The sequence below is a fragment of the Bacillus ndiopicus genome (assembly GCF_000612805.1).
GTDB classification, from domain to species: Bacteria; Bacillota; Bacilli; order Bacillales_A; family Planococcaceae; genus Metasolibacillus; species Metasolibacillus ndiopicus.
Window position 1 is genome coordinate 353225 of record NZ_HG964406.1, and the last position, 16762, is coordinate 369986.

General features: G+C 36.9%; 17 protein-coding genes. 8 read left to right on the forward strand and 9 right to left on the reverse strand.

Annotated features, from left to right (window positions below; translation table 11 throughout):
• Positions 1–284: 284 nt before the first annotated feature.
• From TY13_RS13115 to TY13_RS13125, 3 genes are all read right to left on the reverse strand, one after another.
• Entirely contained in the window at positions 285–2021 is a 1737-nt protein-coding gene (locus TY13_RS13115; RefSeq protein ID WP_042476759.1) for an ABC transporter ATP-binding protein, read from the reverse strand.
• A complete protein-coding gene (locus TY13_RS13120) occupies positions 2018–3760 on the reverse strand; it encodes an ABC transporter ATP-binding protein (protein WP_042476762.1) in 1743 nt (580 codons plus the stop codon). Before TY13_RS13120 ends, TY13_RS13115 begins: the two co-directional genes overlap by 4 nt.
• Positions 3761–4180: 420 nt before the next feature.
• Positions 4181–4621 (reverse strand): DUF4871 domain-containing protein, encoded by a 441-nt coding sequence (locus TY13_RS13125; RefSeq protein WP_042476765.1) that lies wholly within the window; start codon positions 4619–4621, stop codon positions 4181–4183.
• 354 nt (positions 4622–4975) lie between these two features.
• On the opposite strand from TY13_RS13125, the gene TY13_RS13130 reads away from it, so the two are divergent.
• The 3 genes from TY13_RS13130 to TY13_RS13140 all read left to right on the forward strand — a co-directional run bounded on the left by TY13_RS13130 (position 4976) and on the right by TY13_RS13140 (position 7896).
• Complete coding sequence (locus TY13_RS13130; protein ID WP_042476768.1) at positions 4976–6325, forward strand: hemolysin family protein; 1350 nt, start codon at positions 4976–4978, stop codon at positions 6323–6325.
• Positions 6326–6509: 184 nt separating this feature from the next.
• Positions 6510–7409 (forward strand): cation diffusion facilitator family transporter, encoded by a 900-nt coding sequence (locus tag TY13_RS13135; RefSeq protein ID WP_042476769.1) that lies wholly within the window; start codon positions 6510–6512, stop codon positions 7407–7409.
• A gap of 211 nt (positions 7410–7620) precedes the next feature.
• On the forward strand, positions 7621–7896 hold the full coding sequence (locus TY13_RS13140; protein ID WP_042476772.1) for a hypothetical protein: 276 nt from the start codon (positions 7621–7623) through the stop codon (positions 7894–7896).
• Positions 7897–7954: 58 nt separating this feature from the next.
• On the opposite strand, the gene TY13_RS13145 is transcribed toward TY13_RS13140, so the two are convergent.
• Both TY13_RS13145 and TY13_RS13150 read right to left on the reverse strand, forming a co-directional pair.
• Positions 7955–8605, reverse strand: a complete 651-nt coding sequence (locus TY13_RS13145; protein WP_042476775.1) for a response regulator transcription factor — start codon at positions 8603–8605, stop codon at positions 7955–7957.
• Positions 8606–8616: 11 nt separating this feature from the next.
• Positions 8617–9729 carry a GAF domain-containing sensor histidine kinase gene (locus tag TY13_RS13150; protein WP_042476776.1) on the reverse strand — a complete coding sequence of 371 codons (1113 nt, stop codon included), beginning with the start codon at positions 9727–9729 and terminating at the stop codon, positions 8617–8619.
• A 243-nt stretch (positions 9730–9972) separates the two neighbouring features.
• Here TY13_RS13150 and TY13_RS13155 point away from each other — a divergent pair, with 243 nt between their 5' ends.
• The 4 genes from TY13_RS13155 to TY13_RS13170 all read left to right on the forward strand — a co-directional run bounded on the left by TY13_RS13155 (position 9973) and on the right by TY13_RS13170 (position 12478).
• Positions 9973–10398, forward strand: coding sequence for a disulfide oxidoreductase (locus TY13_RS13155; protein ID WP_042476777.1), 426 nt, complete (start codon positions 9973–9975; stop codon positions 10396–10398).
• Between the two features lies 1 nt (position 10399).
• Entirely contained in the window at positions 10400–10870 is a 471-nt protein-coding gene (locus tag TY13_RS13160; RefSeq protein ID WP_042476780.1) for a thioredoxin family protein, read from the forward strand.
• Between the two features lie 86 nt (positions 10871–10956).
• Positions 10957–11793, forward strand: a complete 837-nt coding sequence (locus TY13_RS13165; protein ID WP_042476782.1) for an RluA family pseudouridine synthase — start codon at positions 10957–10959, stop codon at positions 11791–11793.
• 67 nt (positions 11794–11860) lie between these two features.
• Positions 11861–12478, forward strand: a complete 618-nt coding sequence (locus tag TY13_RS13170; protein ID WP_042476785.1) for a LysE family translocator — start codon at positions 11861–11863, stop codon at positions 12476–12478.
• A gap of 330 nt (positions 12479–12808) precedes the next feature.
• Here the strand turns inward: TY13_RS13170 and TY13_RS13175 are convergent, their stop codons facing one another.
• The 4 genes from TY13_RS13175 to TY13_RS20895 all read right to left on the reverse strand — a co-directional run bounded on the left by TY13_RS13175 (position 12809) and on the right by TY13_RS20895 (position 15309).
• Entirely contained in the window at positions 12809–13033 is a 225-nt protein-coding gene (locus TY13_RS13175; protein WP_042476788.1) for a hypothetical protein, read from the reverse strand.
• Positions 13034–13111: 78 nt separating this feature from the next.
• Positions 13112–13933, reverse strand: a complete 822-nt coding sequence (locus TY13_RS13180) for an aldo/keto reductase (protein WP_042476789.1) — start codon at positions 13931–13933, stop codon at positions 13112–13114.
• Between the two features lie 13 nt (positions 13934–13946).
• Positions 13947–14777: an aldo/keto reductase gene (locus TY13_RS13185; RefSeq protein WP_042476792.1), complete on the reverse strand. Its 831-nt coding sequence runs from the start codon at positions 14775–14777 to the stop codon at positions 13947–13949.
• A 364-nt stretch (positions 14778–15141) separates the two neighbouring features.
• Positions 15142–15309: a hypothetical protein gene (locus TY13_RS20895; RefSeq protein WP_195891698.1), complete on the reverse strand. Its 168-nt coding sequence runs from the start codon at positions 15307–15309 to the stop codon at positions 15142–15144.
• 442 nt (positions 15310–15751) lie between these two features.
• On the opposite strand from TY13_RS20895, the gene TY13_RS13190 reads away from it, so the two are divergent.
• On the forward strand, positions 15752–16636 hold the full coding sequence (locus TY13_RS13190) for a VOC family protein (RefSeq protein ID WP_042476795.1): 885 nt from the start codon (positions 15752–15754) through the stop codon (positions 16634–16636).
• Positions 16637–16762: the final 126 nt, after the last annotated feature.

Consider the following 16762-nt stretch of genomic DNA (forward strand, 5'->3'; position numbering starts at 1 on the left):
TCCTCCTTATAAACCAAAGACCTAATTCGCCCAACAAAGTTGTATTTTCGCCCATCCACTACCCGAATCAATTAAAAAGATGTTATCTAAAAAGCCAAAATTGTTTTTGACACAACAAAAAATTCATCTTTATTTATTCACTTTAAAAATGACAGAAAACAGTGTAAAACCAGTACTTTTAACCGTTTATAGAATACTCACATATTTCTAAATGGTTATCAAAAATAAAAAAGTTGCCCGGAAAGCGGCGCGCTAGCCTGCTTTTCGGACAACCTCTCACCTATTTAGCCATTCAATGAATTAGCCTGAAGCTGGTACATCGTCTCATAGCGGCCACCTAATTTTAGAAGCTCCTCATGTGTACCTTGTTCAACGATTTTGCCACGGTCTAATACGAGAATTTTATCTGCATTTTTAATTGTTGATAGACGGTGGGCGATAATAAATGTTGTACGCCCTTGCTTTAACACATCCATTGCATGCTGAATAATTTCCTCTGTTTCCGTATCAATATTCGATGTTGCCTCATCTAATATTAAAATTGCTGGATTGAAGGCTAATGCGCGTGCAAAGGAAATTAATTGACGTTGCCCTGAAGAAAGCGTACTTCCTTTTTCAATTACTGGTTCATCTAAGCCTTTTTCTAAATTAGCTAACACGCGCTCTCCACCTACAGCAGCTAGCGCCTTTTCCACAGCTTCGCGTGAAATACGCTCGTCATTTAAGCTAACATTGGTAGCGATTGTTCCTGTAAATAAATACGGGTCTTGTAGCACAATGCCCATATGGTCACGAATTGATTGACGAGGCAAACTTGTAATATCCTGCCCATCAATTGTAATACGCCCTTTTTGTGGATCATAGAAGCGGAATAACAAGTTCATAATCGAGCTCTTCCCCGATCCCGTATGCCCAACAAGTGCGACTGTTTCGCCCTTCTTCGCTTCAAAGTTTAAATTTTTCAGCACGTACTCATCATCTTTATATGCGAAGGACACATCTTCAAACACAACATTGCCCTCATAACGCGGGATGCGGTGTTCGCTTACCTGTTCACCTTGTTGATCCAATAGCTCAAATACACGAGAACCTGCTACTAATGAACGCTCTAACTGTGAAAACTGGTTAACAAATTGAACAATTGGGTTGAACAACCGTGTTAAATAGTCCACAAGGGCATACAATGTCCCCGCAGATATCGCTTCTGGTATTGTCATTGATTGCGTACCAAAGTAATAAACGAACACGATGAACATTAACAAGCGGAATACATTTACTAAGTTGAATGATGTCGCTGAGTCTAAAAATAACAGCTTGCGCTCGTATTCATAATGCTCATTATTCATTTCCGCGAATTCTTTTTTCATCTGGTCTTCACGACGGAATGCTTGAATAATTGTCATTCCGTTAATCGATTCGTTAATCATCGCGTTAATATCAGCAATTTTTGTACGAATAACATGATTGTATTTCGCAGCGAATTTACGATAACCAATCATCCAAACATATACAAGTGGAATTACGATTAAAGAAATTAGCCCCAATTTAATATCTAAAATAAATAAAGCAATATAAACCCCTGCAATGGAAATAATGCTTGTCGCAAACTGGGCTAATACTTGCACATATAAATTACGTACAGCCTCTGTATCATTCGTTACACGCGCCACTACTTTACCGGCTGGTAAATTGTCAAAGTAATGAATCGGCAATGTTTGAATATGTCCAAAAACGTCTCGACGCATTTGTTGTACAACGCGATTCGCCCCAATTTGCAAATAAATAAACATAAAATAACGTAAAATCGCTGTCGCTATTGATAATCCAAAGAACACAATTAATAACCATGTTAATGGTTTAACTGCAATTGTCCCTGGCGTCATATAATTATCAATAATATGCTTTGCGATAAATGGTCCTGCTAGCTCTGTAAAAACAGCCAATGTTAATAAAGTAAGCCCGAATAAAATTGGCTTTTTAAATTTTAATGCGTAATGATACAAACGTTTACTTGTACTCATTCAGATCCCCCCTCTAGCTGCTGGCGGTCAAATTGCTCTTTATACCAACCATTCTGTGCAAGAAGCTCCTCATGTGTACCTTGCTCTGTAATCATCCCTTCATCTAGCACGATAATATGCTCTGCATGCTGAATGCCTGATAAACGATGCGTTGTAATAATCGTTGTTTTACCACTACGTTCATTTTGGATATTGTCGATAATTTTTGCCTCCGTTTTAGCATCAACTGCTGACAATGAATCATCCAAAATTAAAATTTCAGGATTTTTAATGAGTGCACGTGCAATCGATACACGCTGCTTTTGTCCACCCGATAGCGAAACACCCTTCTCTCCTACTAGCGTTTCCATGCCCATCGGTAAGTTTTCTAAATCTTGCTCAAAATGCGCAAGTCGAATTGCTTCTGCAATTTGCGCCTCTGTTGCATCTTCTTTACCAAATAAAATATTTTCACGAATTGTTCTTGAGAATAATACATGATCCTGTGGCACATAACCAATCCAATCAAGTACTTGCTCCTTCGTTTGCTGTGCTAAATCAATATCGCCAATTGTTAATTGACCATCCCCAAGAGGATACTCTCGTAATAACTGCTTAACAAATGTCGTTTTCCCTGCACCCGTCTTTCCGACAACTCCTAAAGTTTGCCCTTGCTTTAACGCAACTGAAATTTGCTGCAAGTTTTTCACTTGTGATAAAGGATATTGGAATGTGAAATCATTAAAACCAATTGCTGTTGGTGCTTGTAATGCCACCGCCTGCGCTGGATTTTGTACATCTGCCTCATAATCAAGCGTTTCCTGTACACGGTCAAGAGAGGCATTCCCTTGCTGCATCACGTTAATAAGCTCACCAATTGCAAACATCGGCCATACTGCTAACCCTAAATAAACGTTGAACGTAACAAGCTGACCAACTGTTAGCTCATTATTTGATACCAAAACTGCCCCATAGCCTAATGCTACAACATAACAAATTGCGGTACCTGCTTTTGTAATTGGTCCGAATAATGCGTTAATTTTTGCTACATGAATATTTTTTTTGAATACGTCCTCAACTTTATTAGCAAAACGAACTTCATCCTTCTGCTCTTGTACATAAGCTCGGATTACACGTACCCCTGCAACAGATTCAAGTACATCATCGTTTAACTCACCGAACGCCTCCTGCGCTGTCATGTAACGCTCATGAACGATTTTCCCTAAATATTGAATTAAAATAGCCATAATCGGTACAGGTAACATCGCAAAAAGTGTTAGCTTCCATGAGATAAGGAAGCCCATCGCTACAATAATTGCTGCCATATAAACTGTTGAATCAATCAATGTCATAATACCGAAGCCTGCTGTTAACGATACCGCATTTAAATCATTCGTCGAGCGGGCCATTAAATCACCTGTACGATTTTTCTCATAAAACGTTGGTGTCATCTTTAAAAACTGGTGCATCAATCGTTTACGTAAAATACGCTCCAATGTAATTGCACCACCGAATAATTGGTATTGCCATACGAAATTCATTAAATAGCTAACTACCATGATAATGAATATGCCTACTATATAAAAACTAAGTAGCTCCTTCGTCATTAGTCCCGACGTCATTTTATCTATCGCTTGCCCAAGTACCCATGGTGGTACTACTTCAACGACACTTGCTAAAATAAGCAGAACAATGGCAATCGTATAACGCTTCCAATGCTGTTTGAAAAACCATGTTAATTTTCCTAATACATCAAACATAATAATTTTTACCTACCTTCACCTAAAATTACACTATCCACTATCTAGCGATTCCCTTTTTAAAATTTTTGCTTTGAACTGTTTGAACATATCGATGTCCTCCTTCATCTAATTTTGCACAGTATAGGCACAAAAAAAGACATATATCCCCTTTTTATTAGGATACATGCCTAAATAAAGAGATACAGGGACGTGCCTGTATCATCTTGCTATTATGTGCGTTCAAGCAAATAATAAAAAGAACATGCTACAGGTCCGGATTAAAATGTTTAGTTATTGTGTTGTTAAATAAAATCATCATAATCCTTCCCTCCATTTCCTTAAATTATTTAGTGCCCCTTAAGATTAGCATACAAAAATTTACTAAGTCAATATTTTTTGAAAAATAAAATGTTTTTGTGAATTCTGTCGATAGCTTAATCACATTACCTCAACATAAATCGTATCAAAAATTTTATCGTCTACATAAACTTCTAGCTTCCACATCCCTGCTTTCGGAAGCTCCATCATACTAGGTATATGATAGTCTGCACCATTATGAGCACTTAAAAACCCAATTTTATCGTATAAAATTTCAATTTTTTCGTCTGGCTCATCTTCAAATGCTCCCATTACTTTAATATCACCTGTTAATACATCTTCACCACCCCAAAAATGCCACATATATTTATTTGGCTGATTCGCTGTAAATGGTATTGCTTCTTTATCGTAAATAAAGCCCACTTTATCTTTTATACCAAGCATTTGAAAACCACCTGATTCAAAAAATGTACTTTCCTGCCACGTCTCCTTCTTTTCATCTGCACAAGCTACTAGCAAAAGCAACAAACCAACAAGCGGCATAAATATTTTCATTTTCATATTATTAATCCCTCCTTTGTAAGTAAAGTAAGTCACCAAACCTGCAACATATTTCATAATCAATCGCACCTCGACCTAGACTTTATATTGAGTTATGATGATAATCCTAAACATCGCATCCTTCACCAAAAAAGCGCACATAAATTCTCCATTTACCCACATATTCTGTATTTATAATCAATTATATAATACTTAACGGAATATTCACTCAACTATTATTATAAAAAAATCATCATCAAAAATTGTTTTTTGTTGTGAAATATTTTATGATAAAAGTATTCAAAAATTTTTTTAATAATAGGAGGTGTACTCTTTATTTGCCACCCTCATTTGGGCCGCAAGTAAAGGATTTATTTGGACGGAGATATAGGAGAGCTAACCATAAGGCTTGTAGCATTTGCTCTATTAATTGCTGCTACGGCATTTTTCGTTGCAACAGAGTTTGCAATAGTAAAAGTAAGAACTACACGAATCGACCAACTTGTCGCTGAAGGGAATAAAAAAGCGATTAAAGCGAAGAAAGTGGTTTCAAGCTTAGATGAATATTTATCAGCATGTCAGCTTGGAATTACAATTACCGCACTCGGATTAGGTTGGTTAGGTGAGCCAACATTTGCCCTGATTTTACATCCATTATTCGAGTTATTCGGTTTAGAAGGTCGCATTACATCGCTTCTTTCATTTATTATTGCATTTTCACTTGTAACGTTTTTACACGTTGTCGTAGGGGAATTATCGCCAAAAACTTTAGCTATTCAAAAAGCAGAGGCTGTAACCTTAAATTTAGCAGGACCACTAATTCTATTCCATAACATTATGTATCCTTTTATCCGCGCACTAAACGGCTCAGCCCGCGCGATTACAGGACTTTTTGGTTTAAAAATGGTTTCTGAATCGGAAGCAGCACACTCTGAGGAAGAGCTTCGTATGATTTTATCAGATAGCTTAAAAGGTGGAGAAATTAATCACTCTGAATACGAATATGTAAACAGTATTTTCGAGTTTTCTGATCGAATCGCAAAAGAAATTATGGTACCCCGAACTGAAATTATTAGCATTGAAAAAGACCAAACATTACGTGAAGTGTTTGAAGTAATGGGCGTTGAACAATATACACGCTATCCAATTACAGATGGCGATAAAGATCATGTTATCGGCTTAGTAAACATGAAGCATTTATTAACTGCCTTTGTAAAAGACCCTGTAAATGGTGATACAAAAGTAGAAGATTATATGCAGCCGGTGATTCGTGTAATTGACACGATCCCTATTAGTGATTTATTATTAAAATTCCAACAAGAACGCATTCATTTAGCAATTTTATTAGATGAATACGGTGGAACATCCGGTTTAGTGACGATTGAGGATATTATCGAGGAAATTGTCGGTGATATTCAAGACGAATTTGATGAAGATGAAATCCCTGAAATTCAAGAAGTAAGCGAAGGTCATTTTATTATTGATGCTAAGATGCTTTTGGAAAACGTCAATGATATTTTAGGTATCGAAATCGAAGACGAAGACATTGATACTATCGGCGGCTGGGTTATGACACAGCATTTCGATGTAGTTGAAGGTGATACATTCGAGGCGCACGGATGTCAATTCACAATAAAAGAATCTGATGGACACCATATTTTATATCTCGAAATCAAAAAGCTAGAAGATGTTAAAATTGTTGAAGATTTAATTGAAGAAGCTTAACCCTTTGAAATAAAATGGGGATGCTGGAACGTTTAGTTTCCCATCCCCATACAACTTATTAAATATTTGCTTCTGCGGTGGTCATATTAAAATGTCACCATCCTTATCGCAAAGAGCGTGTCTGAAAAGTTATTTTCAGACACGCTCTTTGTCATGTCTAAAAGTCTTTCTAGGAGGAAACATTGTGGAACTATATACAAATTTACGTGCTGGTGAAAAAGGGGCTTGGCTATCGATTGGTACTTATATTGCTTTAAGTGCTATGAAATTGATTGTTGGCTATATTGGAGGCTCAGCAGCATTAAAAGCAGACGGATTAAATAATACAACCGACATTATCGCTTCGATTGCCGTATTAGTTGGTTTACGCATTTCACAAAAGCCTGCAGACGACAACCATCAATATGGTCATTTACGTGCCGAAACAGTAGCTTCACTAATAGCTGCTTTTATTATGATTGCCGTAGGTATTCAAGTGCTGATATCTTCTATTAAAAATATATGGAATCCTTCACACGATGTCCCTTCTATGCTGACAGCTATCGTTGCTCTAATTAGTGCTGTTATTATGTATGTTGTTTATCGTTACAATATGGCGTTAGCGAAGAAAATAAATAGTAATGCGGTCAAAGCTGCTGCCTATGATAATCGTTCAGATGCACTTGTTAGTATTGGTACAGCAATTGGTATCGGAGCTGCCATCGTTGGCTTCCCTATTATCGATGTAATTACAGCATTAATTGTTGGTATTATTATCGTCAAAACTGGCGTAGAAATATTTTGGGAAGCTGTGCATACATTAACGGATGGTTTTAATACGGAAGATACGGAAATACTTTGCGATCTTGTTCGTAAAGTAGATGGGGTAGCCAGCCTGGTAGATTTTAAAGGGCGTACACATGGCAATATGTACTTTGTCGATGTAACAGTAACAGTAAATCCCTATTTGAATGTGTGGGAAAGTCACGAAATCACCGAGCAAATAGAAAGTACAGTAAAAAAATTCAATCCTTATTGTGTGGTGCTTGTGCATATTGAGCCACATGAAATTCCAACACCATCAGAGGATGATTATCATTTTTAACAATTAGGCTGTAGGGAAAGCAAGCTGATACTTGCCTTTCTCTACAGCTTTTTGCATTTTTATTGAAGTATTTGTTCTTGTGAGAAGAGTTGATTTTCACTTAAAAGCTAGTTGGGCTTCTCTTCCTTAAATATTTTCAATTTATCGAATAATCCACCCCACCTCATTTGTGGTATAATATGTAAAAAACAAGGATTCAGGAGACCTTTACATGAAAATATTTTTACTTTTTATTGCCTGGTTAATTGTTTTTCGTCAATTTTATAAATTTATCTATGCAGACAAGCTAAAAAGAAGCTGGACGAAATATATTTTATTTTCTATGATTGCCAGTATTATTATGCCATTTGTACAGCTTTATGCGAGGGAGCAATTAGGCACGCTACAAGAAAATTTAATTAATGCTTCAGCAATAGCTACTGCCTTATTGATTTTTCTAATCGGTGGGGCTAATTTGAAAATGAAAATTGATGAGTGGAGTAAATAAGATACAAAAAATCGATTCACACCATTACTTTTAGTGTGAATCAACTTTTCAGTATCTTTTATATTTGCCCGCTACCTTCTGTCAGCCCATGCTTTACTGCATATAAAGCTGCTTGTGTGCGATCTTGCACTTGTAACTTAGCAAAAATATTAGAAATATGAGTTTTCACTGTCTTTTCTGTAACGAATAATGAAGAAGCAATTTCTCTATTGCTTTTGCCCTTCGTTAGCTCTGCTAGTACATCCTGCTCGCGCGGCGTTAATGGATTTAACACATGAAGTTTCTGTTCTTCCTCACGTAATCCTTCCTCTAGCTGCGTCGTTGCATCAGGATGCAGCATATTTTCTCCACGCATAATTTGACGGATTGTATGCACTAAATCATCTGGCTCAATATCCTTTAACTGATATCCAGAAGCACCTGCGTCAATGGCTGGTATCACATGATCCCTATCTGCAAAGCTTGTGAGCATCAACACTTTAATGGCTGGATACAACGCTTTAATACGCTTTGTAGCTTGAATGCCATCCATTTCAGGCATTACTAAGTCCATTAGCACAATGTCGGGCTGTACCTCTTTCACCAATTTTACAGCTTCTGCCCCGTTTTTCGCTTCTCCTACAACTTCAATGTCTTTTTGCGTTTTTAAAAAAAATAATAATCCTCTTCGCACTACATGATGGTCATCTGCAATTAAGACACGTATCATTTTATTCCCCCCTAATATGGCAGGCGGATTAATAATTCCGTTCCCTTGCCAAGTTCACTCACCCAATCAGCAGTTCCACCAATCGCACGAGCTCTATCTTTAATAGATTGTATACCAAGTGAAGGTATTTTAGCCTTCGGATCAATAACAAAGCCTCGACCCTCATCTTTAATGACGAGCAAAATATCTGTTTGCGTCATAGTAACGTAAAGTTCAGCTATTTTTACCCCCGCATGGCGCCGTATATTATTTAAGCCCTCCTGTGCAATGCGGAATAAAGTTTCTTCAACACGTGAAGGTAACTGAATAACTCCTGAAACATTGACAACTAGCTTCAAACCGAGCATTTCTGCGTATACTTTAATGGCTTCTATTAATCCACTTTCAAGCCCTTTAGGACGCAATTGCCAAATAAGTGCACGCATTTCTGTCAAAGCCTCCTGCGTCAGCTCCTGAATTTCTTTAAATGTTTCTTTTATTTCAGTCTGGTCGCTCATTTCAATACCCGCGCGTGATGTTAGTGTAACTGAAAATAAAAGCTGATTTACAGAATCATGTAAATCTCGCGCCAGCCGATTACGCTCTTGCACTAATGCTATTTCCTGCTGCTGGCTCGTTAAGTAAATTCTTTTTATAGCCGAGCCCATTTGAAATGCTACAGATTCTAACAGTTCAAGCTCTTCCTCTGTGAAGCGTACCGTATTTTTCGATGCAACATTTAAAATGCCAAAGCGCTCCTGTCCTGACTGAAGGGGTACTGTTGCATGATGTGTAATGCCACCTGTATCATCATCGCTTTCCCCTATTGCGCCCTCAATGCGCTGGCATTCAATAATATTAGATGCTTTCATCAGCTCATTATTACGATAGCGCGATACGCACCAGCAGCCACCCTTACTCAAATGTTTACAATCATTTTTGGCGAGCGCCTGCGGCAAATTTTCATGTGCAACTAATGTGGATTTCCCTTTACTATCAATAAAAAAAATCCATCCCGTATCAAATTTCGTACCACTTAAAAATTTGGATAAAGCGCCTTTTAGCATCGGAACCATTTCGGTCTCTTCATTTAACAGTTCTGCAATTTCTTTTAGTATCGTAATGTTTGAATGATTTAAACTCATGATTCACCCCTAATTTCTTTCCATTATCATATCATTGAAATGCCTATCAATGCATGCACACTTCCCTCATACTTTTGGCTGAAAAAATGATTCACATTAATTTATGGAAGCTAGTCTTCAACGTACAGGTATTTGTGAAATTCAGCTCACAAATTATTCGAAATCTAGACATTTTACTTCTATTGGAATTATCTCTATAATAATCAATACGTATCACTTATTTTGACATGTAGGAGACCCATTATGAACAAAAAATTAGAAAATGGCTTACTTGCTATTTGGGTAGTGTCACTAGTTGCAACGCTAGGCTCGCTTTATTTCTCGGAAATTAGGCAGTACACACCTTGTGAATTGTGCTGGTATCAGCGCATTCTAATGTATCCAATCGTCATTATGACAACGGTTGCTTACATTCAGAAAAATGCACGTATCGCTTTAACAACCGCTGTATTTGCTTGTATAGGTGGAAGTATTTCCCTTTATCATTATGGCATCCAGAAGCTGGACTTTTTACAATCATCCGCTCCTGCCTGCGGTCTTGTTCCTTGTACAGGGCAATATATTAACTGGCTAGGATTTATTACAATCCCATTTTTAGCATTAACAGCATTCGTAATAATTGCAGGAATTAGCTTTTATATGCTACGCGTTTTAAAAGGAGGAAAATAAGATGAAAAAGCTTGCTATTTTTGGAGGCATTATCGTTGCATTATTCGTAGCGATTATTGTTTTAACAAATATTTCAAACAACAGTAAATTAGAAAACAATCCATACGGTGACAAAAAATTAAGACAATCTACAATTGACCAGCTAAGTGACAAAAACTATCAAAACATTATTTTACCAGAAGCATTAGAGGAAAAAATCGCAACTGGAAAACCGGTTTACGCTTATTTATTTAGCCCTGAGTGTATACATTGCCAACGTATGACACCTAAACTAATGCCAACTGCAGATGAATCGGGAGTTCATATTGATCAATTAAATGTTTTAGAATTCCCTGAGGAATGGAATAAATACAATTTAGAAGCTACACCTACACTTATCTACTTCAATGAAGGTAAAGAGGTAACGCGTATGGTTGGCGACTATGATGTAGATCAAATTAAAAGCTTTTTCCAAAGCAATAGTGCACAATAATATATAGCTTACATTTAAAAAAGTTTTTTACTTTCAGAGGCGTGTTAGGACTTATCCAACCGCCTCTTATTTTTTAGGAGGAATTTATGTTTACTTACACAGTTCAACAGGATGGTCTAACAATTGAGGAGCTTTTGCGCGAGGAATGGCGCTTAGGCAAAAAAATCGTTCATGAGTTACGCATGGCAAAGGCAATTACGCTACAAGATAGCACTCCCGCATTATGGAAGGAACCTCTTGCCACTGGGACGATATTAACATTTAATTTTATTAGTCCGCCATCGAGCTACAAAGCACTAGAGCAATGTGAGCTCAATATCCGTTATGAGGATGAGCATTGTTTAATTGTTTCAAAACCAAAAGGTATGGCAACACATCCAAATGATGCAAATGATAATAATACATGTATGAATCATGTTATTACGCATATTCAGCAAAACGGTGGTAGCTATGCTGAGCATGTGCATCGCCTTGATCAAGGTACAAAGGGGCTCCTTCTTATCGCTAAGCATCCGATTGCGAAATCTGTGTTCGATCGTATGATTGAAGAAAAGACGATTATTCGCAAATATGCTGCTGAAGTACAAGGCAATATTCGCACAGATAATGGCGTTATCAATGCGCCTATTGGGAAGGATCGCCATCATAATACACGTCGCGTTGTTTCGGCATCAGGTCAGCATGCAGTGACGCATTATGAAGTAGTGCAACGCTTTAAAAATAGCTGTATTGTACACGTTGTTTTAGAAACCGGTCGCACACACCAAATCCGCGTCCATATGGCACATTTAGGCCATCCGATTATTGGTGATACATTGTATAACGCACGCCAAACAGCAACGAATGACTATGAATTACATGCAATCCAGCTCGAATTCCATCATCCATTCACACATGAGCATATAATAATAATCGATAAATAGTATTGTGAATTTTCAATCATTTCTGCTAAAATATTGAGCAATATCAATATAAGAAATGAGGGTGCTCATGGAAAACTTTTTACTCTATCTATTTATGTGTATTATGCTAATCATTTTACCTGGACCTGACACCGCAATCGTTACAAAAAATACGCTAGTTAATAGTAAAAAAGCTGGGCTACAAACGATGGCTGGAACATTATGTGCCTTAATGATTCATACATCTGCTGCTGTACTTGGATTATCAGCAATTATCGTGAAATCAGCCGTTGTCTTTTCTATTATTAAATACATCGGTGCTATTTATTTACTGTATCTTGGCATTAGAACATTAATTGCTATGACGAAAAGAAAGCCGCAGCTTGTTGATGCTGTCCCACATAATAACGACAGCAAATCTAGCTTTATGCAAGGCTTTTTGACAAACTTGTTAAACCCGAAAGTAGCTGTCTTTTTCCTAACTTTTTTACCGCAGTTTTTAGCAACCAACGCCGATCCATTGCTACCATTTTTCATTATGGGTGTCACATACACAGCTTTAACTGCGATTTGGTTTATCGGCTATGTATACTTGCTTCACCAAATTCGAGCATTTATGAATAAACCATCGACACAAAAAGCGATGGAAGGTGTAACAGGCGCTATACTTATTTTGTTTGGTGTGAAATTAGCTTTGGAAAGCTAGAAAGAGGAAGATGATGTTTAAATGCTAAAGCGGAAATCAATAACGTAATATTATATTTAGTTGCAGAAGGGGTTATAGGTGAAGCTAATACCTTAACACCAGAATTCTTTTTAACCTTACCAATATGGGCTATTGGGGTACTTTTGGTGTGGGGATTCGTTTACAAAGGGAAATTGGAAAAAATCCCTTATCCAAAAATTATTATGAGCAGCTTCCTGTTGGCTTTATGTTTGCACATCAATTTCTATAAAAAACACCTCTAAAATGGCTATATAGCCATTTTAGAGGTGTTTTATGTGTCTTATTAAACCAATTGGCGTTTTTTCAAACTTATAGTTTGTTGATTAGAGCAAAAATTGTTTCTTTAAGCTCATCATCACTATCTGATAGTTGCACTAGATTGCTTAGACGTTCACGTAAAATTGGACGTTCAATAACTAATTGCTCATCTAATACTTGTACTAATAATTCAATAATTAAGCGATCACGCTTTGCTAGTGCTTCCTCTAAGCGCTCTGGTGTAATTTTTGCATTTGCATGTGATACGGATGCCATCGGAAAATCCTCCCTATTTAAATAAATGTACATTTATATTCTATCATAGATTCTTTTCCTTTTGGCATCTTTCACATTTTAAAAGTCAAAATTATCAGGGTCAGCGCTTGTACGGTGGAATGTATTTAATGCTGAAATTGCTGCAACCTCGTCTGCTGCTAATGCAAAACCAAATACATCTAAGTTTTCTTTAATGCGCTCTGGCGTTACAGATTTCGGAATGGCAATATTGCCTATTTCTAAATGCCAGCGTAGTACGATTTGTGCTGGTGTTTTGCCATATTTTTCAGCTAAATTTTTCACAACAGGATGTGTAAAGACAATACCTGTACCAAGCGGAGCCCATGCTGTTATTGCAATATTGTGCTCTGCACAAAATGCGCGTAAGCTTTCTTGTGATAAAGACGGATGACACTCTACTTGGTTAACCATAGGCTTTACATTTGCTACTGCAAACACTTCCTCTAAATGATGCTGATGATGGTTAGAAACACCTGGTACACGAATTAGCTTTTCATCGTAAAGGCGCTCGATTGCTTTGTAAGTGTCTGCTAATGTTGGCTTTGGCCAATGTGTTAAATATAAATCGATATAATCTAAATTTAATTTTTTTAATGATGTTTCAAAAGCACGTAACGTATTATCAAAGCCTTGGTCTGCATTCCAAACCTTTGTCGTAATAAATAGCTCTGAACGTTCAATACCTGAAGCTTTAATTGCTTCTCCCACTGCTTCTTCATTTTGATAAATAGCAGCCGTATCAATTGCACGATAACCAGCCTTTAATGCCTCTGTTATTCCATTAAAAGCTACTTCATGTTCCTTCATTCGAAATACGCCATAGCCAATACGTGGCATTTCTACACCATTTGCTAATGTAATTGTTTTTGAAATTGTCATTGATAAATCCCCCTTAAAAATCAAATTTAAAATTATCTGGATTTTTCCCAAAGCGTTTATTTTGATTTAACGCATCAAGTGTTTGCATATCTTGATTTGTTAACTCAAAATCAAAAATTTGTGCGTTTTCTTTAATACGATGTGGTGTCACCGATTTTGGAATTACGAGAATATTATGCTGTAAATGCCAACGCAGCACGATTTGTGCTGGTGTTTTGCCGTATTTTGTTGCAAGAGCTAGAATCGTTTCATCTGTTAGTACTCCACCGCGTCCTAAAGGTGACCATGCCGTTACAGCAATATTATGCTCCTCACAAAATGCACGTAAGCTTTGCTGTGACAAATATGGATGCACTTCAATTTGGTTAACTACTGGTGCAATATTTGCCTTTCCAAGAAGCTGCTCTAAATGGTGTTGATGATGATTTGATACACCTGGTACACGAATTAATTTTTCATCATAAAGGCGTTCAATAGCTCGATATGTATCAACAAATTTATCTGCTACAGGCCAATGTGTTAAATATAGATCAATATAATCCATATCCAATTTTTTCAGCGATGTTTCGAAGGCACGCAATGTATTGTCATAACCTTGATCTGAATTCCAAACCTTCGTTGTGACAAAAATTTCTTCACGCGGCACACCAGAATGACGAATTGCTTCACCTACTTCAGCTTCGTTGTAATAAAGTGCAGCCGTATCAACCGCACGATAACCAACTTGCAAAGCTTGTGTGATCGCAGCAATCGTTTCATCACGGTCTGTCATTTTGTAAACACCTAAGCCAAACCACGGCATTTCTACACCATTTGCCAACCTTTTTGTACTTTGCAAATGCATTTTCATCCCCCTTTCCATCAATTACGCCTTGGCGTAATTGCGTCCAGATTTTTTTCGAGCTTGCTCGAAAAGTTCCTCTTCAAAAATCTGTGACATCCGCCGGAGCGTTTATCTTGATTCAGTGAGTGTTTGTATACCAACCAAATCCTAGAAAAAAAGTAGGTATTCATCTCACCATCTTTAAAGGTGGAGTTTTATGTATCTGACGCATCGCTTTCAATACATAAAGAATTTACTGAATCAAGATAATATATTTATTATATACCTAATCATGAATTCTTTCGAGAAACGAATTTTTAAAATAAAAGAAAGCTGTAGAGAAAGTAAGTACCTCTACAGCTTTTAGGATTTCGTATTTTATCCGCTATTTTCTTTCCTCTATCTTATCAAATTGTTGTGGATCTACAATGCGGTCATCCTCTTCTAATTGCTGACCATCCCTCATATGTTCCATTTGCTTCCCTAGTTGCTTTAAATCCTCCATATTATTTACCATATGCCCGCTCGTTGGTTGTTTATTATTTCTCTCCATTCTAAATCCCCTCCTTTTTTATTTTTTATTCCCCAAAATGCATGATTTGAACCATTTCAGACACAAAATAACCATAGTAAAGTTTATATTTATAAGCTATACTAATAAAAGAGTTTATATACATGAGGAGGATACTTCCATGAAATTATTAATAATTCTTGGTATTTGTGCATCTTTCTTAACTGCAATCTTCACTGCTGGTTATGAAGGCAAACCATTTGCTAAAAAAGACTAATTTTTAACTACCTTCATTCAAAGGTAACTTCTGCGAAACACTCGGTACATTGTACGAGTGTTTTTTCGCATGCATAAATTTGATAAGCAATCTAATTTATAATATGCAATCGTTTTTCCGGTTGCTTTTTCTTGCACTTTTCTACTGAAGTATTTAAACTTACTTAAAGTAACCAAGTTCTTAATTACAATCTAAAGGAGTTTCTATATGACAACGAATTTTCATAAAAAACCGAATATGTATACATCACATGTTCAGCTAAAAGTTTCAAATTTACAACGTTCCCTTGAGTATTACACAACAATTATTGGCTTTAAAGTTTTACAACAAGATGAAAAAAATGCTTATTTAACTGTAGATGGGACGACAAGCTTTTTATCATTAATAGAGGTTGATAACGCTCTTCCTTTACGTGAGGGGCTTACAGGCTTATATCACATCGCCCTATTATTACCTACCCGTAAAGATTTGGGTAATATTGTGCAGCATTTTGTTCAACACAACATACGTCTAGGTGCAGCTGACCATCACGTTAGTGAAGCATTGTACCTGAATGATCCAGATGGCAATGGTATTGAAATCTATTTTGATCGCCCAGCAGTTGACTGGCAATGGCATGCTGATAATGTCACGATGTTCACAGAGCAGCTTAATTTCAATCCTATTTTGGCAGAGGCTGATGGTCAATGGAACGGTCTACCTCAAGACACGATTATTGGACATATCCATTTATCTGTTGCTGATTTAGCGCAAACAGAGCAATTTTATACAAATGTGCTCGATTATAATATTGTTGCTCGTTACGGCCATCAAGCTCTCTTTATTTCAACAGGCAACTATCATCACCATATCGGCTTAAACACTTGGCATAGTGCAAACGGCAGTAAGCCTTCACAAAACCACGTCGGCTTACAATCGTTCACAATCGTTTTAGAAAATGTTGAGATTGCACAACAAGTTCGCGAAAAATTAACAACAGCAGGCTTTACTGTTGAACATTTTGTTGATGCTCCAAGCTTTGGTGGTGCACAAATTTTTTCAGTAGAAGACCCTAATGGCATTCGCATCTTATTTACTGTAGATGGTGAATAATTTAGCTATACTTGAAACTGTTCCAAAAATTATTGGAGCAGTTTTTTTATTTTATTGAGAATACCTTCATATTGATTTCGTTGTAGTTAATGAAAAAGCTTTTTCAAAAAATTTAGGAGTTGTGTA